The organism is Lentzea sp. NPDC003310 (genome assembly GCF_040610935.1).
Classification (GTDB): Bacteria; Actinomycetota; Actinomycetes; order Mycobacteriales; family Pseudonocardiaceae; genus Lentzea.
This window is the reverse complement of record NZ_JBEXNC010000011.1, coordinates 85863-112540: the sequence shown is the minus strand read 5'-3', so window position 1 is coordinate 112540 and position 26678 is coordinate 85863. Positions and strand designations below refer to the sequence as shown.

24 protein-coding genes are annotated in these 26678 nt (G+C 69.8%); 12 read left to right on the top strand and 12 right to left on the bottom strand.

Annotated features, from left to right (window positions below; translation table 11 throughout):
• The first annotated feature begins 10 nt into the window (after positions 1 to 10).
• A complete protein-coding gene (locus ABZX02_RS23520) occupies positions 11 to 571 on the top strand; it encodes a hypothetical protein (protein WP_355300708.1) in 561 nt (186 codons plus the stop codon).
• Positions 572 to 623: 52 nt separating this feature from the next.
• On the opposite strand, the gene purH is transcribed toward ABZX02_RS23520, so the two are convergent.
• The 7 genes from purH to ABZX02_RS23485 all read right to left on the bottom strand — a co-directional run bounded on the left by purH (position 624) and on the right by ABZX02_RS23485 (position 9396).
• Positions 624 to 2195, bottom strand: a complete 1572-nt coding sequence (gene purH, locus ABZX02_RS23515; protein ID WP_355300707.1) for a bifunctional phosphoribosylaminoimidazolecarboxamide formyltransferase/IMP cyclohydrolase — start codon at positions 2193 to 2195, stop codon at positions 624 to 626.
• Complete coding sequence (purN, locus tag ABZX02_RS23510; RefSeq protein WP_355301054.1) at positions 2192 to 2809, bottom strand: phosphoribosylglycinamide formyltransferase; 618 nt, start codon at positions 2807 to 2809, stop codon at positions 2192 to 2194. The genes purH and purN overlap by 4 nt, the downstream gene beginning before the upstream one ends.
• Positions 2810 to 2859: 50 nt before the next feature.
• Positions 2860 to 4404 (bottom strand): DUF6350 family protein, encoded by a 1545-nt coding sequence (locus ABZX02_RS23505; protein ID WP_355300706.1) that lies wholly within the window; start codon positions 4402 to 4404, stop codon positions 2860 to 2862.
• Positions 4405 to 4516: 112 nt separating this feature from the next.
• A complete protein-coding gene (locus ABZX02_RS23500) occupies positions 4517 to 5248 on the bottom strand; it encodes a DUF5336 domain-containing protein (RefSeq protein WP_355300705.1) in 732 nt (243 codons plus the stop codon).
• A gap of 195 nt (positions 5249 to 5443) precedes the next feature.
• Positions 5444 to 6331: a succinate--CoA ligase subunit alpha gene (gene sucD, locus ABZX02_RS23495; protein ID WP_355300704.1), complete on the bottom strand. Its 888-nt coding sequence runs from the start codon at positions 6329 to 6331 to the stop codon at positions 5444 to 5446.
• 5 nt (positions 6332 to 6336) lie between these two features.
• A complete protein-coding gene (gene sucC / locus ABZX02_RS23490; protein ID WP_189154469.1) occupies positions 6337 to 7503 on the bottom strand; it encodes an ADP-forming succinate--CoA ligase subunit beta in 1167 nt (388 codons plus the stop codon).
• Positions 7504 to 7716: 213 nt separating this feature from the next.
• Positions 7717 to 9396 carry a hypothetical protein gene (locus ABZX02_RS23485; RefSeq protein ID WP_355300703.1) on the bottom strand — a complete coding sequence of 560 codons (1680 nt, stop codon included), beginning with the start codon at positions 9394 to 9396 and terminating at the stop codon, positions 7717 to 7719.
• A gap of 125 nt (positions 9397 to 9521) precedes the next feature.
• On the opposite strand from ABZX02_RS23485, the gene ABZX02_RS23480 reads away from it, so the two are divergent.
• Both ABZX02_RS23480 and ABZX02_RS23475 read left to right on the top strand, forming a co-directional pair.
• Complete coding sequence (locus tag ABZX02_RS23480; RefSeq protein ID WP_355300702.1) at positions 9522 to 10502, top strand: alpha/beta fold hydrolase; 981 nt, start codon at positions 9522 to 9524, stop codon at positions 10500 to 10502.
• A 281-nt stretch (positions 10503 to 10783) separates the two neighbouring features.
• Positions 10784 to 11500 carry a M23 family metallopeptidase gene (locus ABZX02_RS23475; RefSeq protein ID WP_355300701.1) on the top strand — a complete coding sequence of 239 codons (717 nt, stop codon included), beginning with the start codon at positions 10784 to 10786 and terminating at the stop codon, positions 11498 to 11500.
• Positions 11501 to 11787: 287 nt separating this feature from the next.
• Here the strand turns inward: ABZX02_RS23475 and ABZX02_RS23470 are convergent, their stop codons facing one another.
• From ABZX02_RS23470 to ABZX02_RS23460, 3 genes are all read right to left on the bottom strand, one after another.
• Positions 11788 to 12012, bottom strand: a complete 225-nt coding sequence (locus ABZX02_RS23470; protein WP_355300700.1) for a hypothetical protein — start codon at positions 12010 to 12012, stop codon at positions 11788 to 11790.
• Positions 12013 to 12958: 946 nt separating this feature from the next.
• Positions 12959 to 15271 carry a DNA helicase PcrA gene (gene pcrA / locus ABZX02_RS23465; protein WP_355300699.1) on the bottom strand — a complete coding sequence of 771 codons (2313 nt, stop codon included), beginning with the start codon at positions 15269 to 15271 and terminating at the stop codon, positions 12959 to 12961.
• A gap of 60 nt (positions 15272 to 15331) precedes the next feature.
• Positions 15332 to 15820, bottom strand: a complete 489-nt coding sequence (locus tag ABZX02_RS23460; protein ID WP_355300698.1) for a hypothetical protein — start codon at positions 15818 to 15820, stop codon at positions 15332 to 15334.
• 298 nt (positions 15821 to 16118) lie between these two features.
• Here ABZX02_RS23460 and ABZX02_RS23455 point away from each other — a divergent pair, with 298 nt between their 5' ends.
• Positions 16119 to 16379: a chorismate mutase gene (locus ABZX02_RS23455; protein ID WP_355300697.1), complete on the top strand. Its 261-nt coding sequence runs from the start codon at positions 16119 to 16121 to the stop codon at positions 16377 to 16379.
• Positions 16380 to 16400: 21 nt separating this feature from the next.
• On the opposite strand, the gene ABZX02_RS23450 is transcribed toward ABZX02_RS23455, so the two are convergent.
• The gene (locus ABZX02_RS23450; RefSeq protein WP_355301052.1) at positions 16401 to 17453 is read right to left on the bottom strand and encodes a histone deacetylase; all 1053 of its coding nucleotides are present in this window, start codon (positions 17451 to 17453) and stop codon (positions 16401 to 16403) included.
• Positions 17454 to 17523: 70 nt separating this feature from the next.
• Between ABZX02_RS23450 and ABZX02_RS23445 the strand changes: the two genes are divergently transcribed.
• From ABZX02_RS23445 to ABZX02_RS23420, 6 genes are all read left to right on the top strand, one after another.
• Positions 17524 to 17850: a hypothetical protein gene (locus ABZX02_RS23445; protein WP_355300696.1), complete on the top strand. Its 327-nt coding sequence runs from the start codon at positions 17524 to 17526 to the stop codon at positions 17848 to 17850.
• 103 nt (positions 17851 to 17953) lie between these two features.
• Positions 17954 to 18802, top strand: coding sequence for a hypothetical protein (locus ABZX02_RS23440; protein ID WP_355300695.1), 849 nt, complete (start codon positions 17954 to 17956; stop codon positions 18800 to 18802).
• A 172-nt stretch (positions 18803 to 18974) separates the two neighbouring features.
• Entirely contained in the window at positions 18975 to 19808 is an 834-nt protein-coding gene (locus tag ABZX02_RS23435; protein ID WP_355300694.1) for a hypothetical protein, read from the top strand.
• A 193-nt stretch (positions 19809 to 20001) separates the two neighbouring features.
• Positions 20002 to 20853, top strand: coding sequence for a hypothetical protein (locus ABZX02_RS23430; protein WP_355300693.1), 852 nt, complete (start codon positions 20002 to 20004; stop codon positions 20851 to 20853).
• A 148-nt stretch (positions 20854 to 21001) separates the two neighbouring features.
• A complete protein-coding gene (locus ABZX02_RS23425; RefSeq protein WP_355300692.1) occupies positions 21002 to 22327 on the top strand; it encodes a serine/threonine-protein kinase in 1326 nt (441 codons plus the stop codon).
• A gap of 124 nt (positions 22328 to 22451) precedes the next feature.
• On the top strand, positions 22452 to 24110 hold the full coding sequence (locus ABZX02_RS23420; protein WP_355300691.1) for a protein kinase: 1659 nt from the start codon (positions 22452 to 22454) through the stop codon (positions 24108 to 24110).
• 12 nt (positions 24111 to 24122) lie between these two features.
• On the opposite strand, the gene ABZX02_RS23415 is transcribed toward ABZX02_RS23420, so the two are convergent.
• Complete coding sequence (locus tag ABZX02_RS23415; protein ID WP_355300690.1) at positions 24123 to 25025, bottom strand: LysR family transcriptional regulator; 903 nt, start codon at positions 25023 to 25025, stop codon at positions 24123 to 24125.
• An 81-nt stretch (positions 25026 to 25106) separates the two neighbouring features.
• Here ABZX02_RS23415 and ABZX02_RS23410 point away from each other — a divergent pair, with 81 nt between their 5' ends.
• Both ABZX02_RS23410 and ABZX02_RS23405 read left to right on the top strand, forming a co-directional pair.
• A complete protein-coding gene (locus tag ABZX02_RS23410; protein ID WP_355300689.1) occupies positions 25107 to 26033 on the top strand; it encodes a DMT family transporter in 927 nt (308 codons plus the stop codon).
• A gap of 121 nt (positions 26034 to 26154) precedes the next feature.
• Positions 26155 to 26574: an SsgA family sporulation/cell division regulator gene (locus tag ABZX02_RS23405; protein WP_355300688.1), complete on the top strand. Its 420-nt coding sequence runs from the start codon at positions 26155 to 26157 to the stop codon at positions 26572 to 26574.
• Positions 26575 to 26678: the final 104 nt, after the last annotated feature.

Sequence of the window (26678 nt, the reverse complement as noted above, 5' to 3'; positions counted from 1 at the left end):
CGGCCTCCTGGTGCTCGCGGGCGCCGCCACCGCCCTCGTCCTCTACCTCGACGCGCACGCCGACAGCGGCACCGAGAAGCGCGCCGACAAGCTCCCCGAGGTGTGCGGCCACGTCTCCGAGGCCGCGCTCGCCCAGGCCCGCACCACCAACCCGAACGGGCGCGCGTCCCGCGAGACGAAGGTGCCGAAGGGCACGAACACGATCTGCTCGTGGAACCAGACCAAGGGTGTCGACGGGTCGGGCCAGCGCTCCACGGACGTCACCGTCCACGCCGAGCGGGAGGCGGTGGAGACCGCGTTCAACCGGGCCGTCTCGATGAACATGGCCAACAAGCAGGGCACGCCGCTGCAGAAGCCGATCGAGGGCCTGGGCGACGAGGCCGTGGTGATCCTGGTGGAGACGAACTCCGCGTTCACCGAGTTGGCGGTCATCGTGCGCGCGGGCGACTACCTCGTCGAGGTCGACATCTCCGGCTGGGACGCGGGGCTGTTCTCCAACACCAAGCCCGACCCGGCGGAGCTCGAAGCGGCCGCCAAGGGGATCGCGCAGGACATGGCCGGGAAGCTCTGAACGCGAAAGGGGCCGCTCCCCCGACGGAAGCGGCCCCTTCGAGCAACGAGCCTCAGTGGGCGAAGTGACGCGTGCCCGTGAGGTAGAGCGTGATGCCGGCCTTCTCGGCGGCGGCGATGACCTCGGGGTCGCGCACCGAACCGCCGGGCTGCACGACCGCGCGGACACCGGCCTCCAGCAGCACTTCGAGGCCGTCCGGGAACGGGAAGAACGCGTCGGACGCGCCGACCGCGCCGCGAGCCCGGTCACCGGCGCGCTTCACCGCGAGGATCGACGAGTCGACGCGGTTGACCTGGCCCATGCCGACGCCGACGGTCGCGCCGTCGTTCGCGAGCAGGATCGCGTTCGACTTCACGGCGCGGATGGCGCGCCACGCGAACTCGAGGTCCGCCAGCGTCTTCTCGTCCGCGGGCTTGCCGCACGCGAGCGTCCAGTTCTTCGGCGAGTCGCCGTCGGCGTCGATGGCGTCGCGCTGCTGCAGCAGCAGGCCGCCGGACACCGGGCGCATCTCCGCACCGCCGCGCGCGGGCGCCTCGGCCACGAGGATGCGCACGTTCTTCTTGCGCTGCAACACTTCCACCGCACCGTCCGCATAGGACGGAGCGATGACGACCTCGGTGAAGATCTCCGAGACGAACTCGGCCATCTCCACGGTCACCTCGCGGTTCGCCGCGATGATGCCGCCGAACGCGCTGACCGGGTCGCACTCGTGCGCCTTGCGGTGCGCGTCCGCGATGCTCAGCTCGGACACCGCGATGCCGCACGGGTTGGCGTGCTTGATGATCGCGACGCACGGCAGCTCGTGGTCCCACGCGGCACGCCAGGCGGCGTCGCCGTCGAGGTAGTTGTTGTACGACATCTCCTTGCCGTGCAACTGCTTCGCCGACGCGAGGCCGGTGCGGCCGTCGCCCTGCGTGTAGATCGCGGCGTTCTGGTGCGGGTTCTCGCCGTAGCGCAGCACGTTCGACCGGTTCCAGGTCGCGCCGACCCAGCCGGGGAAGCCGCTGCCCTCGTCGTCCGGCGCGAGCACGTTGCCCATCCACGACGCCACCGCGACGTCGTAGGACGCGGTGTGGCGGAACGCGTCCGCGGCCAGGCGCTGCCGGTCCGCCATCGTGAAGCCGCCCTCGCGGACGTTCTCCAGCACCCACTCGTAGCGGGCCGGATCGACGACGACCGCGACGTTGGCGTGGTTCTTCGCCGACGCGCGGACCATCGCGGGGCCGCCGATGTCGATCTGCTCGACGCAGTCGTCCGGGGACGCGCCCGACGCGACGGTCTGCGTGAACGGGTACAGGTTCACGACCAGCAGGTCGAACGGCGCGATGTCCATCTCGCGCAGCTGCTGGACGTGCGAGTCCTTGCGCAGGTCGGCCAGCAGACCGGCGTGCACGCGCGGGTGCAGCGTCTTCACGCGGCCGTCGAGGCACTCGGGGAACCCGGTGACCTGCTCGACCGGCGTCACGGGGACGCCCGCGTCGGCCAGCACCTTCGCGGTGCCGCCGGTGGACACGACCTCGACTCCGGCCGCGTGCAGGCCGGTGGCCAGTTCCAGCAGGCCGGCCTTGTCGGAGACCCCGATCAGGGCCCGGCGTACCGGTCGCCTCTCGGCAGGAGTGGTCACGGGATGCTCACCTTTCGTCCGTTCACGGTGCAGCCCTCGCGGGCGAGTCGGCCGACTGTCTCGACGAGCAGCCGGCGTTCGACGACCTTGATGCGTTCGTGCAGGGTGTCCTCGGTGTCGCCGGGTTCGACGACCACGGCCTCCTGCGCGAGGATCGGGCCGGTGTCGACGCCCGCGTCGACCAGGTGCACCGTCGAACCGGTGACGTGCACGCCGTAGGCCAGCGCGTCGCGCACGGCGTGCGCTCCGGCGAAGGATGGCAGCAGCGCGGGGTGGGTGTTGATCATCCGGCCGCCGAAGCGGGCGAGGAACCGCTCACCGATGATCTTCATGAAGCCGGCGGACACGACCAGGTCCGGCTCGAACGACGCGACCTCCTCGGTCAGCGCCGCGTCCCAGGCGTCGCGGTCGGGGTGGTCGCGCAGCTTCACGGCGAAGTGCGGTACCCCGGCGCGTTCGGCGCGCTTCAGACCTTCGATGTTCTCGCGGTCGGCGCCGACGGCGACCACCTCGATCGGGAGGTCGGAGTCCAGCAGGGCCTGCATGAGGGTTCCGGAACCGGAGACGAGTACGACGACGCGCGCCGGTGTCGGAAGCCGAAGTTCGGTGCTCAGCGTCTACTCCTGGGCGTCGTGTTGCAGCAGCTCAGGGGCAGTTTAGGCCGTCACCGTTCCGGCTTGCCGTCCAGGTCCTCCTCGGGCTCCATGCCCAGCATCTCGTCGAACTCGGCGTCGAGGTCCTGTTCCTCTTCGGGGACCTCTTCCTCGGCGTCTTCTTCCTCGTCCTCGACGTCTTCCGGCTCTTCGAGTTCGTCGACGTCGTCGAGGTCTTCCTCGTCCTCGTACTCGTCTTCTTCTTCGTCGTAGTAGTCGTCGTCCTCGAGGTCGTCGTCGACCCCGAACTCGTCCTCGTCCACGACTTCGAGCTGTTCGAACTGGTCGGTGAGCTCGTCGTCCTCGAACACGACGTCCGGGTCGGCGGTCTCCTCGTCGTAGTCCGGCTCGACGAACTCGGGGGTGCCTTCCGCCGCCGCGACCGCCTTGCGGTTGCCGGCGAGCCAGGCCACCAGCGCGCCGGGCACCAGCACCCACAGCGCCACGAGCAGCGCGAGCAGTCCCGCGGGCACCGTGACGGGGTCGAACGCGCCGCCCGCGAGCCGGCCACCAGCGGTCGCGGCGAGCACGAGGGCACCCACGCCCGCCGTGATCGCGGCCACCAGCACCGCGCGCACCCGCGAGGTCGACCGGTCGGACACCTTGCGACAGGTCCAGCCGACCAGCACGCCGATCACCGCACCACCCACCAGCACGGCGGGGCTCCACACGAACGCGCTCTCCGGCATCGCCGCGAGCAACGGCACCGGCGGCACCTGGCCACCGGTGAACTTCAGCGGCGTGACCTCGACGGCACCCAGCGAGAACCCGGCGCCGACGACGTAGGAGAAGCCCGCGATGATCGCGTTCGGCAGGTAGGCGAGGCAGAGTAGGAAGACGCCGAGGCCGACGCCGAACGACGGACCGGCGTCCGCGAAGAGCCCGCTGGTCGTGGGCCACGAGGCCGCGAGCCCCGCCGCGACCGCGAGCGCACCCAGGCTGACCAGCCCGAACAACGCCATGAAACCCGCGCGCAGCCCGTGCAACGCCACCGGGTCGAGCTTGTCGAACACCACCTCGTAGAGGCCGCACCGGCGTGCGACACCGATGGTCGCCGCAAGGCCGGACACCGCCGCACAGCCGAAGAACGCCACGGCCGGTGTCGCACGCACGACACCATCACCCATCACCAGCGCGATCGCGCCACCGACGACGGCGTGCGCTCCGGCGATGCTGAGCACGACCCCGCGGGCCTGCAGCGGTTCGTAGAGGCCGAGGCGGTCGGCGGTGCCCGCTGCGGTGCGGCCGACCAGCAGCATCAGCAACGCGGTGGCGAGCAGCGGCAGCACCCCGAGCTGGCCCGACTCGAAGCGCAACGGCACGTGGTGCGCCGCCAGCCAGGCGGGCGCGGCGGCGCTGAGCACGCCGGAGGTGGAGAACTCCGCGTACGTGGCCGTCGCGGAGACCAGCGCGAGGACGGCGGCGACCGCGGCGTACCCGACGACGACGGATCCGACCGCGGCGGCGACCAGCACGCGCAGGCGTTCGGACCGCGAGAACTCGGGAGGGCGCACGGTGTTGACCTCGCGGGTCACCTCGCGTTGCAGCACGGGCACTTCTCCACTGTCTCAGGCCGACTGCGCTGATCAGGTCAGGCACGCCGGGTCAAGCGACAGGGGTGGCACCGGAGAACCGGCACCACCCCTGAGGTCGAACGGTGAGCGGACCCTACTGCTGCGGGCCGCCGAAGCCACCGGGCGGCGTGCCCGGCGAGCCGAACTGGCCCGGCTGCGGCATGAAGCTCGTCTGCTGCGGCGGCTGACCCGGCTGCGCGGGCTGCTGCGGCTGCTGACCGAACGACTGCTGCTGGCCGAACGACTGCTGCTGCGGGGCCTGCTGGCCCTGCTGCGGCTGCTGCTGGCCGAACTGCTGGCCGCCCTGCTGCGGGAACGCGCCGGACTGCGGGTTCCAGCCACCCGGCTGGCCCTGCTGTTGCTGCTGCTGGCCCGCGTACGGGTTCGCCGGCTTCGGCTCGAACTTCACGATGCCCTCGGCCATCAGGAAGGCGAGCACGATCGCGGCGGTCTCGAGCAGCGCGACGATCAGCAACACGATGTCGAGGCCCTGGACGGACGGCGACTTGATGATGACCTGGAGCTGCAGCAGCGTCTGCACGGCGGCCAGGACAGCGGCGACCGGCACGAAGCCCTTCGGGGTGCTCGGGAGCACCGAGAGGCCGGCGAGCGCGCCCGCGGCGAGCAGGTAGACCACGTTGCCGCTGCTGACGTCGTCCGCGAACGCGACGAGGTACGCCACCAGACCGAGACCCGCCGCGACCAGCGGGAGGATCAGGGTCAGGTTGATGCTGTTGGCGCCGGGGGCCCCGTGGGCCGACGGCGGTGCCTGGTGCTGTGCCGGACCCGGCGGCTGCTGCTGGGGTGCGCCGTAAGGCACGGACATGTCGAGGTCTCCTCCTCAAACCAGGGTGCGTCGACTGACGCTAGCAGTGCTCTGTACCCGCTAAGACGATGGACCGATCATGCCGGTTCCGCCATACGAGCGAGGGCTGGACTCCGAAGGTACTCGGAGCCCAGCCCTCGCGTGGCAGAACGTGGTGAGATCAGAGCCTCAGCAACCTGAAGGCCTCCGGCGACCTCACAGAGCCTGCATGATCTCCCGCATCAGCGCGGCGGTCTCGGACGGCGTCTTGCCGACCTTGACGCCGGCGGCCTCGAGGGCCTCCTTCTTCGCCTGCGCGGTGCCCGCCGAGCCGGAGACGATGGCGCCGGCGTGGCCCATGGTCTTGCCCTCGGGAGCGGTGAAGCCCGCGACGTAGCCGACGACCGGCTTCTTCACGTTCTCCTTGATGTACGCGGCCGCGCGCTCCTCGGCGTCGCCACCGATCTCACCGATCATCACGATCGCGACGGTCTCCTCGTCGGCCTCGAAGGCCTCCAGGGCGTCGATGTGCGTGGTGCCGATGATCGGGTCGCCACCGATGCCGATCGCGGTGGAGAAACCGAAGTCCCGCAGCTCGTGCATCATCTGGTAGGTCAGCGTGCCCGACTTCGACACGAGGCCGATCTTGCCGCTGCCCGCGATGTTCGCGGGGATGATGCCGGCGTTCGACTTGCCGGGGCTGATGATGCCGGGGCAGTTCGGGCCGATGATGCGGGTCTTGTTGCCCGTCGCGACGGCGTGCGCCCAGAAGTAGGCGGTGTCGTGCACCGGGATGCCCTCGGTGATGACGACGGCCAGCTCGATCTCGGCGTCGATCGCCTCGACCACGGCGGCCTTGGAGAAGGCCGGCGGGACGAAGATCACGGTCACGTTCGCGCCGGTGGCCTCCATGGCCTCCTTGACGGTGCCGAAGACCGGGAGGACGGTGCCGTCGAAGTCGACCTTCTCGCCCGCCTTGCGCGGGTTCACGCCACCGACGATGTTCGTGCCGGACGCGAGCATGCGCTTGGTGTGCTTGGTGCCTTCGGCACCGGTCATGCCCTGGACGATGACCTTGCTGTTCTCGTTGAGGAAGATAGCCATCTGACTCAGACCCCCGCAGCCGCGAGCTCGGCGGCCTTGGCGGCCGCGTTGTCCATCGTGTCGACAACGGTCACCAGCGGGTGGTTGGCCTCGGCGAGGATCGCGCGGCCCTCCTCCACGTTGTTGCCGTCCAGGCGGACGACGAGCGGCTTGGTGGCCGAGTCGCCGAGGATCTCCAGCGCCTTCACGATGCCGTTGGCCACGGCGTCGCACGCGGTGATGCCGCCGAAGACGTTGACGAAGACCGAGCGGACGGCCTCGTCGCCGAGGATGACGTCCAGGCCGTTGGCCATGACCTCGGCGGACGCGCCGCCACCGATGTCGAGGAAGTTCGCGGGCTTCACGCCGTACTGCTCACCGGCGTACGCCACGACGTCGAGCGTCGACATCACGAGACCGGCACCGTTGCCGATGATGCCCACCTCGCCGTCGAGCTTGACGTAGTTGAGGCCCTTCTCCTTGGCCTTCGCCTCGAGGGGGTTCTCCGCGGCCTTGTCGACCAGCTCGGCGTGGGCCGGGTGGCGGAAGTCGGCGTTCTCGTCGAGCGTGACCTTGCCGTCGAGGGCGACGATCTTGCCCTGCGGGTCGCGGACGAGCGGGTTGACCTCGACCAGCGTGGCGTCCTCGGAGACGAAGGTCTCCCAGAGCTTCACGATGGTGTCGACGACCTGGTCCTTGACCTCGGCCGGGAAGTTCGCCGCGTCGGCGATCTCCGTGGCCTTGGCGACGTCGACGCCCTTGATGGCGTCGATGTGGATCTTCGCGAGGGCCTCGGGCTTGGTGGCCGCGACCTCTTCGATGTCCATGCCGCCCTCGACGCTCGCCATGGCGAGGAAGGTGCGGTTGGCACGGTCGAGGAGGAAGGAGAAGTAGTACTCCTCCGCGATGTCGGAGGCGGGCGTCACCAGCACGCGGTGAACGATGTGCCCCTTGATGTCCAGGCCGAGGATGGCGGTCGCCTTCTCCTCGGTCTCCTCGGGGGTGGAAGCGAGCTTCACACCACCGGCCTTGCCGCGGCCGCCGGTCTTGACCTGGGCCTTGACGACGACGGCCTGGCCGAACTTCGCGGCGATGGCCTTGGCGTCGGCGGGGTTGGTGGCCACATCGCCCGGCAGTACCGGGACGCCGTGGGCGGCGAAGAGGTCCTTCGCCTGGTATTCGTACAGGTCCACTCGGGTCTCCTGCGACGTCGGTGTCGGAACACAACACCGCGCCTGGGTGGTCCTCAAGGGGCCAAGCGAACCCACTTGACGCGGCTGGGCCCAGACACTATCGAGCTGCGGCTACCGCTCGCACGCCACCACCGGTGAGGTCGGTCTCAACGGCGGTGAGGTCGATCACGCGCACGCGCGCGATATAGGGGAAAGCGAGTCGCGCGCCACGTTTCAGCGGCTCGCGCGGGCTCCCATCAAGCCGGCCGCGAGCACCAGAGCGGCGATCGACGCCAGCGCGAGCCAGGTGCCGGGTGCCGCCGCGGCCCCCTCGACCCGGTCGCCGGTGAGCGGCAGCTCGAGCGCGCGGACGCCGAGCAGTAGCGCCAGACCGGCGAGTGTGGCGGCGCCACGAGCGGGCCTCGACCGGAACACGGTCACGAGGGAGACGATCAGTGCCACTAGAGAGATGAGGAGAGCCCATGAGACCGCGGGGTCGCTGTCCGGGACCACCGTGGGCGACGTGTAGTTGTCGCCGCGCATGGTCGGGGTGACGTAGGCGCCGATCGCGAAGAGACCCGCCAGCAGGATCGCGCCGAGCTCGGTGACCGGCAGCTGCTCCTTCTTCACCTCACCCGCGTACTCGCGTTCGGTCGCGCCCGCGAGGCCGGCGCAGGCGAGGGCGAGCAGGCCGAGCGGGACCTCGACGACCATCAGCCAGAAGCCCGCGCCGGGCTGGGCGACGCCGACCTGGCTCGCCGCCACCACGACCTGGGTGATGCCCGCCGCGGCGAGCTGCATGGCGAGGTAGCCGCCCAGCAGCGCCGGGCGCACGACCGACGCGGCCGACGGCACGAACAAGAGGACGCCGAGCACGCCGAACGCGAGCCCCGCGACCCAGAGCAGGTTCACGGACGCGAGGTCGGGGGCCGTGCCACCGGTGGTGAGGACGAGCTGCGGCAGGAGCGCGCCGACCAGCATCGCGATGGCGGCCAGCACGGCGAACGCGCCCGCGATCGCGTGCATCCGCCCGATGGAGGGCAGCGCGGGGTCGTACTTCTCGTCGCGCTGACCGCGCAGCAGGCGCACGGTCCGTCCGACGAGGGGCACGGCAGGAAGAAGGAGTGCGGCGATGAACACGGACACCGGTCCCGCACTGATGGTGAGTCCAGGCGCGAGGGTGCCCACGGCCAGAGAGGGCACCACGATCGCGAGAAGGGACAACGAGACGCCGATCGTTCCGCCCTGGCGGGTGTCCGGGTCGGGCGAACTGGCCGCCAGTGCCGTCGCGAGCGGCGCGGCCACCGCGATCAGCAGGCCGCCGACCAGGCCGAGCACCGGAAGGTCCCACGCTCCGCGGTCGAGCTGGAACGGGTCAGTGGAGGTGAACGGCTTGCCCAGCAGGCCGATCGCGGCGCCCAGGGCGATGAGCACCGGGACGGCGACCAGGGTCGGCGGCTCGGACTCGTCGGCCGGCATGCCGGCGCGGCCCGCGGACAGAGCGCCCGCGGCGATCACCAGCAGGTGTCCGCCGACCAGCAGCCACACGCCGAGCGTCGGCGTGACCGCGACGAGGGTCGTCGGCCGGAACAGCTCGGGGCGTGCCACGGCCATCGGCTCGAAGGCGATCAGCAGGTCGCTCAGCAGCCGGCCGACCGCGAACACGCCGGTCGCGGCGATCAGCCCCGCGGCCACGAACGGGCGGCCGCGCGTCAGCAGCACGCCCGCGACGACCGGCGGCAACAGCGCCAGCAGGGCGAGCAGCGGCCACGACGTGAAGGCGGGTTCCGCGCCGTCGACCACGCCGAGCAGCGGCCCGAGCACTAGAAGGACGGAGCCCGCCGCGGCGAGGGCCCACGACGTGCGGAGCCGGGCGGCGGCAGGGGTCTGGTTCTCGAGCTCGGTGCGAGTCATCGCGGGCGAACCTAGCAACTCCGGTGTGTGGTCGCGCATGACCTATCAAGACGAAATTCGTTCGCGTGTGGAAAACGGCCGCCGGGTACTCCAAGCCTGTGACTTCATCACTTACCGTCGCTCACATGAGCGACAACGGCGGGTCGTGGTTCACGCGTCTGACTGACGCGGTCCTCGACCGCGCCGTCTGGGGCGTCCACACAGCGCGGGACGTCACGGAGGAAGTGAAGGTGGCGCTGCGGGCGATGGCCACGCCCGGCGGCGTGCGCGGAGTCGCGATGGAAGCGGCCTGGCTGACGGCCCACGCGGTGCTCTACCCGTGGGGCGCGGTCGCCGAGCAGCTGCGACCGGAGGGCCTGCACCGGCACTACCGCACCGACGGCCTGCCGCCGCGCCAGCGCGGCCTGATGGTTTCGGCGATGGACGCGGCGGGCACCCCGATCGTGTTGGTGCACGGCATCGGGGACAACCGTTCCGCCTTCGCGGTGCTGTCGGGGGCGCTGCGAAGGCGGGGCTTCGGGGTGGTGCACGCCGTCAACTACAGCGTGCTGACGGCGTTGACCGGCGACGTCCGCCGGTCCGCCGCGCTGCTGGGCGCGCACATCGAGCGGATCTGCGAGCAGACCGGATCCGATCAGGTGCACGTGGTCGGCCATTCATTAGGTGGGCTCATTGCCCGGTACTACGTGCAGCGGCTGCACGGCGACTCACGGGTTCGCTCACTCGTTACCTTGGGAACGCCGCACAACGGCACTCTCGCCGCTTACCTGCTGCCCACGCCGCTGACCCGGCAGCTGCGACCCGGCTCCGAACTGCTCGCGGAACTCGCCGAGCCCTGCCGCCCGTGCCGCACGCGCTTCGTCGTGGTCTGGTCGGAGATGGATCAGATCATCGTGCCTCAGCGCAACGCCCGGCTGGAGCACTCCTCGTTGCTCGTCGAAGAGCACCAGATACGTGATTCAGGTCACCTTTCTTTGCCGGTTGACACGAGGACTCTTCACGTAGTTGTGACGGCCATCACCCGATCGGATGACTCGTCAACTCACCCCATCGCCGCTGGAGAAGCGGCGTGTCGACCCTCCGGTCTGACCGACAGTCACAGTTGACAGTTGAAACCCGCTGATTGCCGCCCGATGGGGCGACATAACGAACTGGGGTTTGCCCTCCGAGGCTCCCCGCCGTTACTGTCCCCCGGTCCGTTGTCACGGTCTGATCACAGAAGGACACCGAGTCAGAACCCCGAATCCTGACTCACCGGGAATCCCCCGCCCGGCCGTCCACCCGATCAGGCTCCCCGAAGGCGGAAGGGCAAGCTTTGAGTCACCACCGCTCCCCCGGCGGCCATGAACGCAGTGCTGCGCTTGAAGAGGCAGTCGACCGCGCATCCGTGCGTCCGGTCAGCTCGCACAGGCTCCCCCCACCGCCGTCTGCGCTGCGCGGACGCATCGTCGTCGCAGCCGTCGCAGTAGGCGCGTTCGCCGCGGCAGGCGCCGGCCAGATCGGCCAGGCAGCCGCCGACGACAGCAGCGACGTCCAGCTCGCGAACCACGCCGGTGGCGCCGCGACCTTCGACGGCGTCGGAGGCGACACCGCCCCCGCCCCCCAGATCCTCGCGGTCTCCAAGACCACGTCCGAGGGCTCCGCCGAAGCCGCCAAGCTCCTGCGCAGCCAGCAGCTCACCACCGAGCGCGAGGCCGTCGAGGCCGAGAAGAAGCGCCCGAAGTTCGTCCGCCCCGCCGCCGGCGAGTTCACCTCCGGCTACGGCGGCCGCTGGGGCACCATGCACCTCGGCATCGACATCGCCGGCCCCATCGGCACCCCGATCGTCTCCGCCGCGGACGGCGTGATCCTCGAGGCGGGCCCCGCCTCCGGCTTCGGCCTCTGGGTCCGCGTGCAGCACTCCGACGGCACCATCACCGTCTACGGCCACATGGACACCATCGGCGTCCGCGAGGGCCAGGTCGTCAAGGCCGGTCAGCAGATCGCCCGCATGGGCAACCGCGGCTTCTCCACCGGCCCCCACCTGCACTTCGAGGTGTGGAACCCGGACGGCCAGAAGATCAACCCGCTGACCTGGCTGAACGCGCGCGGCGTCACCGTCTGATTCGGTTCTGGTTTGAGCTCCGCTGGTTCGTGATCGGCTGAACTACGGCTCAGTAGCTTTCTGCCGGGCGTTCCCGCGCCGACCCACCCCGAGGGGTGGGGGACGGTGTTCTGGCGGCCCCAGGGGGCTGCGGCGGGCCAGGAGGCTCTAGTACCGCTCGAGTCGCGCTGTGATCGGCTGCTTGTGGCGGCCGACACCAGGACTTCGGTCTGCGGGCTGTCGGCGTTACGCGGCTCCGGCCCGATGTCCCTCGGTCGGGTGCTGCCGTTCAGACGTCGGGGCTGCGTTCAGACGTCGGGGCGGGCGAAGTGCGTCGCGGCTACTCGCCAGACCGAGCACATGTGCTTGCGCCAGCGTGGACCGCAGGCCTTGCAGGCCCCGCTCTCCGTGGGTTCGTGGAGGTGCAGGATCGTGCGCCAGGCCTCGACCAGTCTTCGGGTGTCCGGGGATTCCAGCTGGTTGAGGATTGCGAACACGCGTTCGTGCAGGACGCCTGCCAGTACGTGATCCAAGTCGAGCTCTCCCGCCGGGGTTGTGGCCTCATGCGGTCGATGATGCTCCGGGGGTCTGACAATTTTCGACGCGGTGTCGTTGACCTGCGTCGATCTTCCGTCTTTGCGTTGACCGGGTTGCGGGTTCTGCGCGGACCTCGCGGTGGGTCCTGCGGCGACCTCGCGGTGGATCCGGGGTGTTCCTTGGGTTGTGGACGGCTTGTCCTTCGTGGCCGTCCTGACGTGACGGTCCTGAGGCATGGTCCTGAGAAGACGGTGCAGGCCTTGGAAGACAGTGCGGCCGGACCGCTCTCCCGTTCGGTCCGGCCGCACCTCGCCGCGAAGTTAGGCCCCCGCCGTCCCTTCGCTCCCCTTGTGTCTGCAGGCTGCTCGTTGTGCCTTGGACCGCCCCGAACGTTCCCTGGCTGTGCTGCTTGCGACACCCACATAGACGTACGTGGTGGCGTGCCGTTGCGCTGGTTTTGGGGATTTCTTCCGGATTTTTTCGTGGGGGTGTTTTGGCTGATCAGCTTGCGTCCGTTTGGGGTCTGTCCCGGGGCGCGTGGGTTGGTGGGTCGTCCCCCGGTTGCGTTGGCGGGTGCCGGGTTGTTGTCCGTGCGTGGTCGCCGTGCTTGCTGCTGTGGCGGTTGAGTCCTGGGGCTCCGCCCCAGACCCCGCCAATCTGATCAAAAGCCGGGCCGGCGCCGATCGCGGGTAGATGGCACGCCTGTTGGGTTGGGCGGCTTGCTGTTGCGTTGGTTCTTGCGGTGGTGGGGTGGCTTCGTCACGAGTCGAGCCAAGAGCGGGCCACATGCCTGGAGGGGTGGCACGACTCGTGACGAAGCCACCCCACCGGACCCTTTGCGGGAGGACTGCTCGCCTTCGGCTTCGCTTGCGGCGCTTGCCTTGTGCTCGCCTTCGGCTTCGCCTCGGCTGGTGCTGGTGCTGGTGCTGGTGCTGGTGCTGGTCAGAGCTTGGTCATCGGGACGCTGCCGATCAGCATCAGGCGGACCGTGCCCGAGCCGCCGAAGTCGATCGTCGCCGTGGCCCGCAGGCCCGCTCCGTCCACCGCCACGACCCTGCCCAGGCCGTACTTGTCGTGGGTGACGCGGTCGCCCACCTCCAGCTTCATCGCCGGGGCGTCCTTCCAGCCCGCCTTGCCCGGGGCCGGGCGGCTCAGGCCTCGGGAGGCGATGCCGCCCGACGCCGAGCGGCCCCACGTGGTGGCGGCTGCCGGGGCTGAGCGGGACGGTTCCACTCGGCGCCAGTCCAGGAGTTCCTGGGGGATCTCGCCCAGGAAGCGGGAGGCCGGGTTTGCCGAGGGCTGGCCCCAGGCCGACCTCACCAAGGCCCTGGAGAGGTAGAGGCGGCGTTGGGCCCTGGTGATGCCCACGTAGGCGAGGCGGCGTTCTTCCGCCAGTTCTGCCGGGTCGCCCAGCGCTCGCATGTGCGGGAAGACGCCGTCTTCCCAGCCCGTGCTGAAGACGACCGGGTACTCGAGGCCCTTCGCGGTGTGGATGGTCATCAGGGTGACCACTCCGTCCGAGTCCGCGTCCGGGATCGAGTCCGCGTCGGCCACCAGGGAGACGCGTTCCAGGAACGCCGGGAGGGACGGGACCGGGTCCGCGCCTTCCGGGAGCTCCAGTTCGGTGAACTCCCGGGCGACGGTGACCAGTTCGTTGAGGTTCTCGACCCTCGTGTGGTCCTGCGGGTCCTCGCTGGCTTCCAACTCGGTGCGGTAGCCGGTCTTGTCCAGGACGGCTTCGAGGATGTCGGCCACGTCGTCCTCGCGCGCGACCATCTCGCCGAGCTGGTCCATCATCTCCACGAAGCCCGCGATGGCGTTGCGGGAGCGCGGGTTCAGCATCGGGACCCGGTCGTCCACCGCTTCGCGCAGCGCCGCGGCGAAGCTGATCCGCTCGCGTTCCGCGTAGGCCGAGACGCAGGCCTCCGCCCGGTCGCCGATGCCTCGTTTCGGGACGTTGAGGATGCGGCGGAGGGAGACCGTGTCCTCCGGGTTCGCGAGGGTGCGGAGGTACGCGAGGGCGTCGCGGACCTCTCGGCGCTCGTAGAAGCGCACGCCGCCCACCACCCGGTACGGGAGGCCCAGGCGGATGAAGATCTCCTCGAAGACGCGCGACTGGTTGTTCGTGCGGTAGAAGACGGCGATCTCGGAGTTGTTGACCTCGCCGCTGTCGACCAGGTGGTCGATCTCGTTCGCGACGAACGCCGCCTCGTCGTGCTCGTTGTCGGCGACGTAGCCGACGATCTTCTCGCCCTCGCCGAGGTCGGACCACAGGGTCTTGTCGCGGCGGTTGGCGTTGCGGGAGATCACCGCGTTGGCCGCGGTCAGGATGTTCTGCGTGGAGCGGTAGTTCTGCTCCAGCAGGATCGTGGTGGCGTCCGGGTAGTCGCGCTCGAACTCCACGATGTTGCGGATCGTGGCGCCGCGGAAGGCGTAGATCGACTGGTCCGCGTCGCCCACCACGCACAGCTCGGCCGGGGGCAGCTCGCCGCCCGCCTTGCCGACCAGCTCGCGCACGAGGGTGTACTGCGCGTGGTTCGTGTCCTGGTACTCGTCGACCAGGACGTGGCGGAAGCGGCGGCGGTAGTGCTCGGCCACGTCCGGGAAGCGTTGCAGGAGCTCGACGGTCCTCATGATCAGGTCGTCGAAGTCGAGCGAGTTCGACTCGGTCAGGCGGCGCTGGTAGACCGCGTAGACCTCGGCGACGCGGCGCTCCAGGTCGTTCGTGGCCTGGGCGGCGGCGGTCTCCGGGTCGATCAGCTCGTTCTTGAGGTTCGAGATGTGCACAGCCAGGGTGCGGGCCGCGTACTTCTTCGGGTCGAGGTCGAGGTCCCGCGCGACGAGGGTGATGAGGCGGCGCGAGTCGTCGCTGTCGTAGATCGAGAAGTTCGACGACATGCCGAGGACCTTGGCGTCGCGGCGCATCACGCGGACGCACATCGAGTGGAACGTCGACACCCACATCGAACGGGCGCGCGCGCCCACCATGTCGGCGACGCGCTCCTTCATCTCGGCGGCGGCCTTGTTCGTGAACGTGATGGCCATGATCTGGCCGGGGTGCACGTCACGTTCCGCGAGCAGGTACGCGATCCGCCGGGTGAGGACGCGCGTCTTGCCGGAGCCGGCGCCCGCCACCACGAGCAGTGGCGAACCGGCGTGCTCGACGGCACGGCGCTGCGCGGGGTTCAGATCGTCGAGCAGGTGACCCGCGCGGGAAACGGGGGGACTTGAAGGCAAGTCGAACAAGGCGCTCATCGTCCACCCACGGTACCGGGCGGCACCGACGATTTCGGTACCGCCCGACCATGTGTTCGATCAGGTGCTGGTGTCGATCCTGAAGTTCTGGCCCGCGTGGACCGCCTCGTGGCCGTTCGCCTCGGCGTACACGTCGATGCTGTCCTGCGTCCAGATCTGCTCGGCCCTGGTCTCGACGACGAGCGTCGGCCACGCCTCCTCGTGCACGATCAGGTGGTCCTGCTCGCACTCGATGCCCTCGGCGCCCGGACCTCCGGCCACGTCCCAGCAGGTCCAGCCGTCACCCTCGTAACCGGTGACCTCCAGCCGGTCGGTCGGGAACGAGACGAAGACGGACAGCCCGTGCTCGTCGTGGCCCGCGACGTTGGTGATGTCGAGGGCGAACTCCTGCCGCACCGTGGACCCGCCCCTGGTGGTCCAGGTGGGGGTGCCGTACCAGCCGGAAACCTTGGTGAGCGTGACGGTGGCGAAATCGGGCTCGGCCGACGCGGGCGAAACCACCGCGAGGGACAGCGTCAGGGCAGCCGCCATCCCGAGTGCGTACTTCATGTGACCCCCAGGTCTCGGAAAACGCTTCGAGACCTCTGTCGGGCGGGGCGGCCGGAGGGTTACAGCGACAGGGGCGTCCCACCTGGTGAGCCCGCTCACCGAGCGGCTTGGCGGTGGCAGGCCGTTCTGTGCAACACTGAATCCATGCGCGCGACGTACTTCGAGTTTTTCTACGGGATCCGGACTCCGGCTCCCGTGGTCGTCTAGCGCTGAAAAGCCACCACGAAGCCCCGGAGTCCTCGGACCCGGGGCTTCGTCGCTTCCGGGCCAGGACTCGAAGTTCTCGAGAGGTCACCTGATGATGGACACCACCACCGAACCCGACATCAACACCCTGCGCGAGGAGATCGACCACCTCGACGCCGAGATCCTCCGCCTCGTGCAACGGCGCGTCGAGGTATCCAAGATCATCGGCGCGGCCCGGATGGCGGCCGGCGGCACGAAGATCGTGCACAACCGCGAGATCGACGTCCTCAACCGCTACAAGCCGCTCGGCCCCGAGGGCAAGGACCTCGCGATGATCCTGCTCAAGATGGGTCGCGGCCCGCTCGGCAGGTAGTCCGGGAAGACGGGCCCGGCGTCACAGCACGCCGGGCCAAAAAGGCTCCAGGGTCCTGCGGACGCGGTCGAGGTCCACGTCGGCGAGCCGGCTGTCGTCCGGCACGTAGGCCAGCGGGTCCTCGATCAACGGCTCCGGCAGCCGCAGCAGCCCCTCGACCAGCGCGTGCAGGCACAGCGCCGAGTACCCGCGCAGGTAACCGCCCTCCTGGGTGAGCACGACGCGCGGTCCGAACGACGCCACCCGCCGCCCGATCTCGCGGTACCCGTCCGCGGTGAGGTTGTGCCGGCCGTTGGGGTCGAACGCCGACCCGTCGAACCCGGACGCGCACACCAGCAGGTCCGGCTCGAAGTCGCGCAGTAGAGGGAACGCGATCTCGTCGAGCGCGCGCATGTACGTCGTGTCGCCCGCACCGAGCGACAGTTCGATGTTCACGTTCCTGCCGTTGGCGCCCACTTCTGATGGTGCGCCCGTCTGCGGGTGGTTCGTGCCCCACGAACCGTGCCGCATGTGCACCGAGATGGTCAGCACGTCCGGACGGTCGTAGAACACCTCCTGCGTGCCGTTGCCGTGGTGCACGTCCCAGTCCAGGACGGCGACCCGCAACCCTTGGCGCCGCGCGGTCTCCGCCACCAGCGCGGCGTTGTTCACGAAGCAGTAGCCGTCCGCCATGTCCGGCTGGGCGTGGTGCCCCGGCGGCCGCACGAGCGCGTACGCGATGGGTGCACCGGACTCCAACGCCGCCAAGGCCGTGCCCGCCGCCGCAGAGGCCGCACGCCACGTCTCCGGCCCCACGACCGTGTTCACCTCTAGCGCCACACGCTCCGAGACGCGCAACGAGTCCAAGTACCCGGCCGTGTGCACGCGCAGAAGCTCGTCAACGGACGCATGGCGCCCCTCGTGCCACTTCAGGTGTGACGCCACCGGACCGTGCGTGAGGGCGTGCCGGAACGTGCGCAGCCGGGCCGCGGTCTCCGGGTGCGGTTCGGCGACGTCCAGCCACGGCCAGGAGCCCGGCAGCTCCCACAGGCCCTCACCGGCGTCGTGCTCGAGGCAGTCGTCGTGCCAGAACATGTCCACCCGAATCGGATATCAGGGCGATCACGGATGGTCCACCGAAAAAATCTGGGGGCACACTGGAGTCATGGGCCTCATCGCCGCACTGATCGCCATCGCCGGCCTGCTCGCCGCCTTGGCGCACGACGCTTACCTGGGCATGCTCGGTTCGGCCGCGAACAAGAAGGGCATCTCCGGGGCGAACGTCTCGCAGTTCGTCCGCAGCCGCTGGAAGACCGCGATCATCACCACCGCCGGCGCGGTGATCGGTCTGCTGATCACCGGGGGTGACTCGCTCGGAGCCGACGTCGTCGGCGCGATCATCGCGGGTGGCTCCGGTCTGGCCGCGCTCAACGGCGTGCAGAGCACGCGCAAGCAGCTGAACAGCGGTCAAGCACAACTCCCGCCCAGGTAGGAACTTCACACAAACGAGTGTCACTCGTCCTGAACACCCCCATTTGGTTGTTCAGGTGCGTCCGGACGGCCCTACTCTGATTGCGTCGCAGAGGGGTGTCGGGATGGACGAACTGCCGGGCAAACATCGTCTCGACGACGGACCAGCACAGGCTCGGCCCGTCGTCGGGGGCGATCGCATCCCGCTGCCCCGCCGCCGCCAGGTCGACCCGCTGCAGGACACCGACGGCCTGCGCAAGTTCAACATCGGGCTGGTGCCCGCCTCGGTCACGCCGCCGCGCACCTGGAAGCGCGCCGCCTGGTTCGCCGTCGTCTCGTCGGTGCTGGTGCTGGTCGGGCTGAGCGTCGCCGCGGCCAAGCTGGTCGGCGGGGGCGGCGAGGTCGAGACCGTCGGGCTGCCCGGTTATCCCTCGGACGTGCCGATGATCGCGACGCTGCCCACGGGCGGCACCAGCGCGTCGGCCACCGCGGGTGCCACGCCGTCCGCCGCGAAGACCGGCAAGGGCGTTCCCGCGCCGGGTACCGGGACCGGCAGCGTGCCGGGCACCAGCGGGCAGGCGACCGCCACCAGCGCGCCGGGCAAGCCGTCCGGGACGGTGCCGCCGGTCATCACGACCGTGCCGGTCACGCAGGCCCCCGTCGTCGACGGCGGGAAGATCGCCGAGCAGACCGAGCACTTCTACCGGGAGATGGCGACGAACGCGGACACCGCGCTCGCCCTGACCACGGACACCGTGCGCTCGAACGCCGACGCGTTGCTCGAGGGCCGGTTGGCCGACATCTCGCTGATCGAGGTGAAGGAGATCCTGGTCGACCCGAGCAAGGGCCTCACCGTGAGCCTGCTGCAGGTGACGAAGAAGGACGGCTCGGTGAGCACCGAGAAGCGCGAGCTGAGCTTCACGCTCGGAGACCTGCCGCTGATCAACGGTGAACGGTTGAAGATCGGTGGCTGAAGTGGCTAAAGGTCACGGCCGGAGCTACCGAACGTAGTAGGTAGCACCATCGAGCGATTCCTGGCCACCGCTGGCCGCCACGAACGAGTGAAGTCCTTCAGGACACTGGTGTGGCCACGCGGAGACACGGTACGTCTTCAGCTGACCACGCACAGTACGGAGGACCAGAGCAGTGCAGCGTCCCGCGGCGACGACAGGACGGCGGCACACCCACGCCGGCTCGATCAGCGTGGCCGAGCTGATCAAGCAGCAGCCCGCCCCGGTGCGCATCCTGTCGAACGAGGAAGCCGCCACCGACGCTCTCGTCACCTCCCTGCTCGGCCCGACCGAGGCGATGACCGCCACGACGACGGTGATCCCGGCCGTGCCCGGCAAGCGCCGTCGCACGAAGACCGGTCGCATCGCCAGGGCCGCCGGCCTGCTGGCCGGCGCGGTCGTGCTGGTCTCGTCCATCGCGGGTGCCGCGGTCATGGCGAGCAAGCGGCCGGAGAACGCGGGCATCCCGGTCAGCGAGAGACCGGTCGCGCTGTCCGGGTCGAGCGCGCTGCGCCCCGACGTCCTGTCGTCCCAGCTGCCCAACGAGAACCCGGCGCCGCAGACCACGCAGGTCATGCCCATGCCGGACCCGTCCGCGCTGCTGCTGGAGACCGCGGCGCCGCAGGCGGCTGAGCCGTCCACACCCGAGGTGTCCGTCGGCCCGGTGCCGCAGGTCGACGTGGTGAAGAAATTCTACGAGCTGCTCACGACCAGGCCCGGTTCGGCGGCCAAGCTGCTGTCGCCGGAACTGGTCGGCGCGAACCCCTCGGAGTTCGTGAGGTCCTGGGGCCGGATCAAGGTCGTGAACGTCGACCAGACGTCGGTGCGGCCCGACGGGTCGGTGCTCGCGGTCGTCTCGATGCAGGAGGCGGACGGCAGCTGGCTGCGCGTCGAGCAGCTGTTCTGGCTCACGTCAACGACTCAGCCGCGGATCGTCGGAACCGAGGTCCTTTCGGCGCAGCGGAGTTAGGCCGCGCCCAACTGGGATCGCCGTTCGCAGTCGAACGGTGACCGTTCGTCTCTTCAAGCCGGTTTCGGTCGTGAAAATTCCCCCAAAGGGGTTACATCTCGGGTCACGATTCGGTATCCATGTTCCCGCCAGTGCGCATGAGCGAACTTGGAAGGGTGAACGAGCGGTGTCGATTGAGGACCATCGTCGGCGGTTGAGCGGATCGGCCGAGTCGACCGGGCAGCTGTCCGTCGCGGAGCTGATCGCCCGTCGTGAGGCGGAGACCGCGGAGATCCCGGTGATCACCGACGACATCACCCCCGAGGCGTTCGAGCCGACGGTCAAGTTCAAGCCGGTGAAGGCGCCGGGCGGCAAGGTGAAGAAGCAGCCCATGAAGGAGCTGCACATCACCGAGCTGCTGCGCCGCGAAGGCCGGGCCGACGACACGCAGCGCGGCGGGTTCACCGTCGGCAAGCTGGCCGCCGCGGCCAGCGGTGGCGTGATCATCTGCGGTTCCGTCGCGTTCGCCGCCTCCTCCTGGCTGTCCTCGCCGGACGAGCGCCCGCTCGCCGAGGTGCGGTTCGACGAGCGCGCCCAGGCCCGCGGTGCGAGCGCCGGCACCGAGGGCGTCGTGAAGCTGCCGTCCAACAAGACGCAGCAGTCCGAGACCACCGAGACGCAGCAGGCGGAAGAAACGAAGGCGGATCCGACCACCCGCGTCGCGCCGTACGTCCAGACCCAGCAGCAGCGTCCGACGCAGCAGACCCAGCAGACGCAGCAGCATCCCACCTCCCAGGCGCCGACGACGACCACGCCGTCCACGTCCACGGAGACCAGCACGCCGAGCACGCCGCCGTCGTCCTCCGAGACCCCGGCCCCGCCGAGCTCCTCCTCCACCACTCCGCCGCCGCCCAGCGACAGCTCGGCGCCGCCGAAGTCGGAGACCGCGCTGCCGCCCACGTCGAACCCCGTCGACGTGAGCATCGACCTGGGTCTGCTCGACCCGGTGCTGAACACCGTGGGCGACACCGTCGGCGGATTCGACTTCTTCGCCCCCGCGAACTGATGTACGACAGGTAGCTCGGCGACGGCCCTCGGCAGGTACCCTGTGCGGGCATTCCGGACGACCCGCTGACTACCGGCACGAGGAGCACGAGCGTGGGATCTGCAGCCACTGCCGCAGTCACGCCTTCGAGCACCCCCGAGGTGGGCTTGTGACGACGTCCGACACCTCGGACGGCCGCCTGATCGCCGACCGCTACCGCTTCCTCGACCGCATCGGCTCCGGCGCGATGGGCATCGTCTGGCGCGCCCACGACGAGCGCCTCGGCCGTGAGGTCGCGATCAAGCAACTGCTGCTGGCGCCCGGTCTCGACGAGACCGAGCAGGACGAGGCCATCCAGCGCGCCATGCGCGAGGGCCGCATCGCCGCGAAGCTGCACCACCCGAACGCCATCGCCGTGTACGACGTCGTCGAGGAGGACGGCGTCCCGTGCCTGGTCATGGAGTACCTGCCGTCCTACAGCCTCGCCGACGCGCTGGCCGAGGGCGGGCCGATGGACCCGATCGAGGTCGCGAGCATCGGTGCCCAGTGCGCGGCCGCTCTGGCCGCGGCCCACGCGGCCGGGATCGTGCACCGCGACGTGAAGCCGGGCAACGTGCTGATCGCCGAGAACGGCGTCGTCAAGATCACCGACTTCGGCATCTCGCGCGCGTCCGACGACATCACGGTGACCAAGACCGGCCTCATCGCCGGCACGCCCGCCTACCTCGCGCCGGAGATCGCGCGGGGCCAGGACCCGACGCCGGCCTCGGACGTCTACTCGCTCGGTTCGACGCTGTTCGCCGCGATGGAGGGCGAGCCGCCCTACGGAGTGAGCGAGAACACTCTCGGTGTTCTCCACGCCGTCGCGGCCGGGCGGATCAACCCGCCGACCGTCGACCACCCGCTCGCCGACACGCTGCTGTACCTGTTGAACTTCGAGCCGGACGACCGGCCGACCATGTCCCAGGCCCGCGAGGTGCTGAACGCGGTCGCGCACGGGCGTTCGCCGTCGTTCAGCGGCCTGGCGGTCGTGGAGGGGCCCGACCCGACGACGATCGTGGAACCCGACCGGACCCGCGTGGTCCGCCCGGTGCCCAGGACCTCGCCGCCGCGGACGGCGCCCCCGATGGCTCCCGCGCGCGGCCAGGAGAACAACAAGCCGTTGGTGATCGCCGCGGTCGTCCTGGCGTTGTTGCTGGTCATCGGCGGTTTGATGGTCGCGCTCGGGGTGTTCAACAAGGATCCGCAGACCCCGTCGGCGCCGCCCGCGAGCAGTTCGCAGACGGTGGAACCGACGACTTCGTTGCCCGAGGTGACGACAACCACCCCCGAGGCAACGACGACGCAGCAAACGACGTCTAGCACTACGACGACGACAACCACGACCACCACGACGACGACTACGACAACGACGACGACGCCGAAGCCGTCCAGCACCACGACGACTACGACGACGACCACGACGACGACCGCGCCGAGTCAGGCCGGGCCGTAGGGCTAAGCGTCGTTACGCCGTAGAAATCTCGTAAGGTGGGTACCCGCACCTCCGGGTGATCTGAACCCGAAGGTGTGATCATCCGTTGAACAGAGAGCAAGTGACCGCACAGCGGGGAGCAACTGTGACCGACGATGGCCGATTGGTCGCTGGTCGCTACCGATTGAGCCAGCGGATCGGCAGCGGCGCCATGGGCGTCGTCTGGACGGCACACGACGAACGCCTGCACCGCACCGTCGCGGTCAAGCAGCTGCTCCTGCAGCCCGGTCTCGCCGAGTCAGACACGGACGAGGCGAAGAGACGGGCCATGCGGGAGGGCCGCATCGCCGCGCGCCTGCAGCACCCGCACGCCGTGGCCGTCTACGACGTGGCCGAGGACGACAGCCAGCCGTGGCTGATCATGGAGTACCTGCCGTCGAAGAGCCTTTCCGCGGTGCTGTCCGAGCGCGGCACGCTCCCGCCGCGCGACGTGGCGTCGATCGGCATGCAGGTCGCCTCCGCGCTGGCCGCCGCGCACAACGCCGGCATCGTGCACCGCGACATCAAGCCCGGCAACGTGCTGCTCGGCGACGACGGCACGGTGAAGATCACCGACTTCGGCATCTCCCGCGCGACCGGTGACGTCACGGTCACCGCGACGGGCATGCTCGCGGGCACCCCCGCCTACCTCGCTCCCGAGGTGGCGAAGGGCTACGACCCGGGCTCGCCGTCCGACGTGTTCTCCCTGGGGTCGACGCTCTACGCGGCGATCGAGGGCGAACCGCCGTTCGGGTTGAGCGAGAACACCATCGCGCTGCTGCACAAGGTCGCGTCCGGCAAGGTCAACCCGCCGCGCAACGCGGGTCCGCTGACCGCGCTGCTGATGCGCCTGCTGCGCGCGGAGCCGGAAGACCGCCCGACCATGGCCGAGGCCCGCGACGCGCTCGCCGCCGTCGCGAACGGCCAGGCCGCACCTGCCTTCACCCCCGCCGTGGTCGCGCCGACCCACCCGCCGTCGTGGCGCGGTGCGCCGGTGCAGCAGCCCCAGCAGCACGCCGCCACGCGCGCCCTCACGCCGCCGGCGGCGCAGCAGCAGGCACCGCCGCCCAACGCGACGCGCGTCGACCTCGGCGTCGGCACGCCGCCGCGGCCCATGCCGTCGCAGCAGCCGCCGTCGAACCACCGCCCGGCCGCCGCGCCGCAGTACTCGCAGCGTCCCCGCCAGTCGCGGCCCTCGCCGCTGGCGTCGGTCTCGAAGAACAAGAAGTCGACGTTCTACACCGCGCTCGCCATCGTGGCGGCGGCGGTCATTGGCATCATGTTCGCGAGCATGATCTCCAGCGGTGGCGACGACGACAACGGCACGAACAACGCCGGTGCCAACACGTCGACGCAGCAGACGCAGGGCAACGACCCGACGAAGCAGTCGACGCCGCCCAAGTCGTCGGGCAAGGCCGGCCAGTGGACGAGCCAGCCCGGTCCGGACGACATGCGCGCGTTCCTGAACGACTACTTCAGCCACGCCCCGGGGTCCCCCGAGGACGCGTGGAAGATGGGCAACGCGAACTTCCAGGGCAGCTACCCCGGCGGTTACGACGGCTTCAAGAACTACTGGTCGGGCATCAAGGAAGCCAAGGTCGTCAACGCGGTCGAAAAAGAAGGCTTCTACTGGGAAGTCGACGTCGAGATCACGAAGAAGAACGGCGGCAAGACCACCGAACGGCACGGCATCTCGTTCCAGTGGGCCAGCCCGAACTTCTACGTGCACACCGACAGGTCGTACGGCGCGGCTCCCGGTTACTGACAGACGCCCTGGTCAGGAGGCCCTAGCGGCCTTCTCCAGGGCTTCGGCCAGGCTCACCACGGCCGGATTCCAGGCAGCGTCCTCGCGGTAGACGACGTGAATGTGCCGAACGGGTTCGGGATTGCGCACCTTCCGCAGCACAACGCCGGGGTGCGCATATCCCAGTCCGAGCCGCGGAATGATCGTGACGCCCAGTCCGGCCGCCACGAATCCCTGTGCGGTGGCGTAGTCGTCGCTTTCCACCGCCACCTGCGGGGAGAACCCCGCACCCGCGCACGCGTTGCGCACGAGGTCCGCGCACGGCCCGGACGCGCCGCAGTCCGCGTCGATCCACGGCTCGTCGGCCAGCTCGCCGAGGTCCAGCACGCGTTTGCGGGCCAGGGCGTGGCCGCGCGGGAGCACGGCGTAGAACGGGTCGGCGAGCAGGTGCCGCGCGACCATGCCCTCCGGAGCGGGGGCGTCGGGTTCGAGGACGGTGATCGCCACGTCCGCGCGGCCCGCCGCCAGCTCGACGAACGGGTCGGTCGGCTCGGTGAGCTTCAGGTCGAGCTCGACGCCCGAGCGCTCGGCGCGGAACGTCGCCACCGCGGGCGGGACGAGCGCCGCTCCAGCCGTGGCGAAGTAGCGGACGCGCAGGGTGCCGGCGCAGCCGTTGCGCAACGCCGTGAGGGCGCTCTCGGCCTCGGCCAGCTGCTCGGCGAGGCGGGCGGCGTGCTCGGTCAGCAGGCGGCCCGCGGCGGTCGGGCGGATGCCCCGGCCGACACGTTCCAGCAGCGGCAGTCCCGCCTGCTTCTCCAGGCCCGCCACCTGCTGCGAGATGGCGGACGGGGTGTAGCCGAGGTTCGTCGCGGCCGCGGTGATGGAACCCGTGCTCACGACGGCCCTGAGCACCTGCATGCGTCGCACGTCCAGCATGCCTCGACCTTACAGACGTGCTTAAAGGTTTCCCAGAACAATTAAATTGTTTTCAGGTGTTCGAGGGCGCATGGTTGACGTGTGAACCAACGCGGAACGTTGATCAGGATGGGCGTGCTCGCCCTGCTGTGGGGATCCAGCTTCCTGTGGATGAAGCTCGCGCTCGGCAGCCTCGCGCCGCTGCAGATCTCGCTCGTGCGCACGTTCTTCGGCGCGGCCGTGCTGTTCGTCGTGCTCGCGCTGGCGAAGATGACGCTGCCGCGCGACCGCCGGATCTGGGGTCACATGCTCTTCGTGGCGCTGTTCGGCAGCGCGATCCCGTTCACGCTCTTCGCGTTCGGCGGCCAGACCGTCGACTCGGGCGTCTCCGGGGTGCTCAACTCCACGACCCCGCTGTTCGCGCTGGCCATCGGCCTGGTGCTGGGCTCGGAGAAGATCAGCAACGTGGTCCGGATGCTCGGCCTCGTGCTCGGCTTCGCGGGCGTCCTGGTGATCTTCGCGCCGTGGCAGGCGGCCAACAGCATCGCGAGCTGGGGCGCCGTGCTCTGCCTCATCGGCGCCGCGAGCTACGCCATCGGCTACTCCTACGCCGGCCGCTTCCTGGTCAACACGGGTGCCACGTCGACGCAGCTCGCCGCGATGCAGCTGACCACCGCGATGGGGATGCTGATGCTCGCCACGCCGTTCGGCGGCCTGCAGCCGCTGCACCTGCACTGGATCGGCGTCGTCGCCGTGATCGTCCTGGGCGTGTTCGGCACCGGCGTCGCGTTCATCCTCAACTACCGCGTCATCGCCGACGAGGGAGCCACGACGGCGACTACCGTCGGTTACCTCTTGCCCGTCGTCTCGGTACTCCTTGGAGCGATCTTCCTCGGGGAGCAACTCAACGCGAGGGTCGTGATCGGCATGCTGGTGGTGCTCGTGGGCGTCGCGCTGACCCGTCGCAAGGCCGTCTCGGCAGGTCAGACCGTCTCACCAAACGAGACGCGCGACCTGGTCAAACGCTGAAGGGTGAGACGCACGTCTCCCCCAATAGGATGGATCCGAGACGAATCGCGTCCTTATCGAGCTGGTTGGCCGTCTCCTCTTTGTGAGCGGACGTGGAGACCAGCCTGGGAAGGACATCGACATGAACAACGACAACCTGAAGGTCACGAGCCGGACGACTTTTCAGCTCCTCGCGCCCGGCGCGGCCCCCGCGCCGGTCGAGGCGGAACTCGTCTACGACCCGGAGGACCCCTACGCGGTCGCCGTCGTCTTCTTCACGGGCTCCGGCCGCGTGGAGTGGATGTTCGCCCGCGACCTGCTGGCCGACGGCCTGCTGACGCCGTCCGGTGAGGGCGACATCCTGGTCCGCCCGGCGTCCGACGACCCCGAGCGCGTCCTGGTGGAGCTGAACGCGCCGACCGGGTTCGCCATCCTCAGCGCCGTCGCCGAGGACGTGGCGGAGTTCCTGGACAACTCCTACGACGTGGTCCAGCCCGGCGAGGAGGACCTGTGGATCGACTTCGACCGCGAGCTGCAGAAGCTGGTGTCGACGATCGACTAGTGGTGCGGGCCGGGGTGGCCGCACGGGCGCGGGACGAGGTGACGGCACGCGGGGCAGCGTGGCCGACCAGCTCGTCGACCAGCGGATCACCACGACGACAGCCG

Bases quoted from the DNA above. Each gene is read 5' to 3' on its own strand.
- ABZX02_RS23445 (WP_355300696.1), top strand. From the start codon at position 17,524: ATGGGCCTCATCGCCGCACTGATCGCCATCGCCGGCCTGCTCGCCGCC.
- ABZX02_RS23440 (WP_355300695.1), top strand. From the start codon at position 17,954: ATGGACGAACTGCCGGGCAAACATCGTCTCGACGACGGACCAGCACAG.
- sucD (WP_355300704.1), bottom strand. From the start codon at position 6,331: ATGGCTATCTTCCTCAACGAGAACAGCAAGGTCATCGTCCAGGGCATG.
- ABZX02_RS23500 (WP_355300705.1), bottom strand. From the start codon at position 5,248: ATGTCCGTGCCTTACGGCGCACCCCAGCAGCAGCCGCCGGGTCCGGCA.
- ABZX02_RS23480 (WP_355300702.1), top strand. From the start codon at position 9,522: ATGAGCGACAACGGCGGGTCGTGGTTCACGCGTCTGACTGACGCGGTC.
- ABZX02_RS23485 (WP_355300703.1), bottom strand. From the start codon at position 9,396: ATGACTCGCACCGAGCTCGAGAACCAGACCCCTGCCGCCGCCCGGCTC.
- ABZX02_RS23460 (WP_355300698.1), bottom strand. From the start codon at position 15,820: ATGAAGTACGCACTCGGGATGGCGGCTGCCCTGACGCTGTCCCTCGCG.
- ABZX02_RS23450 (WP_355301052.1), bottom strand. From the start codon at position 17,453: ATGTTCTGGCACGACGACTGCCTCGAGCACGACGCCGGTGAGGGCCTG.
- pcrA (WP_355300699.1), bottom strand. From the start codon at position 15,271: ATGAGCGCCTTGTTCGACTTGCCTTCAAGTCCCCCCGTTTCCCGCGCG.
- ABZX02_RS23405 (WP_355300688.1), top strand. From the start codon at position 26,155: ATGAACAACGACAACCTGAAGGTCACGAGCCGGACGACTTTTCAGCTC.
- ABZX02_RS23415 (WP_355300690.1), bottom strand. From the start codon at position 25,025: ATGCTGGACGTGCGACGCATGCAGGTGCTCAGGGCCGTCGTGAGCACG.
- ABZX02_RS23455 (WP_355300697.1), top strand. From the start codon at position 16,119: ATGATGGACACCACCACCGAACCCGACATCAACACCCTGCGCGAGGAG.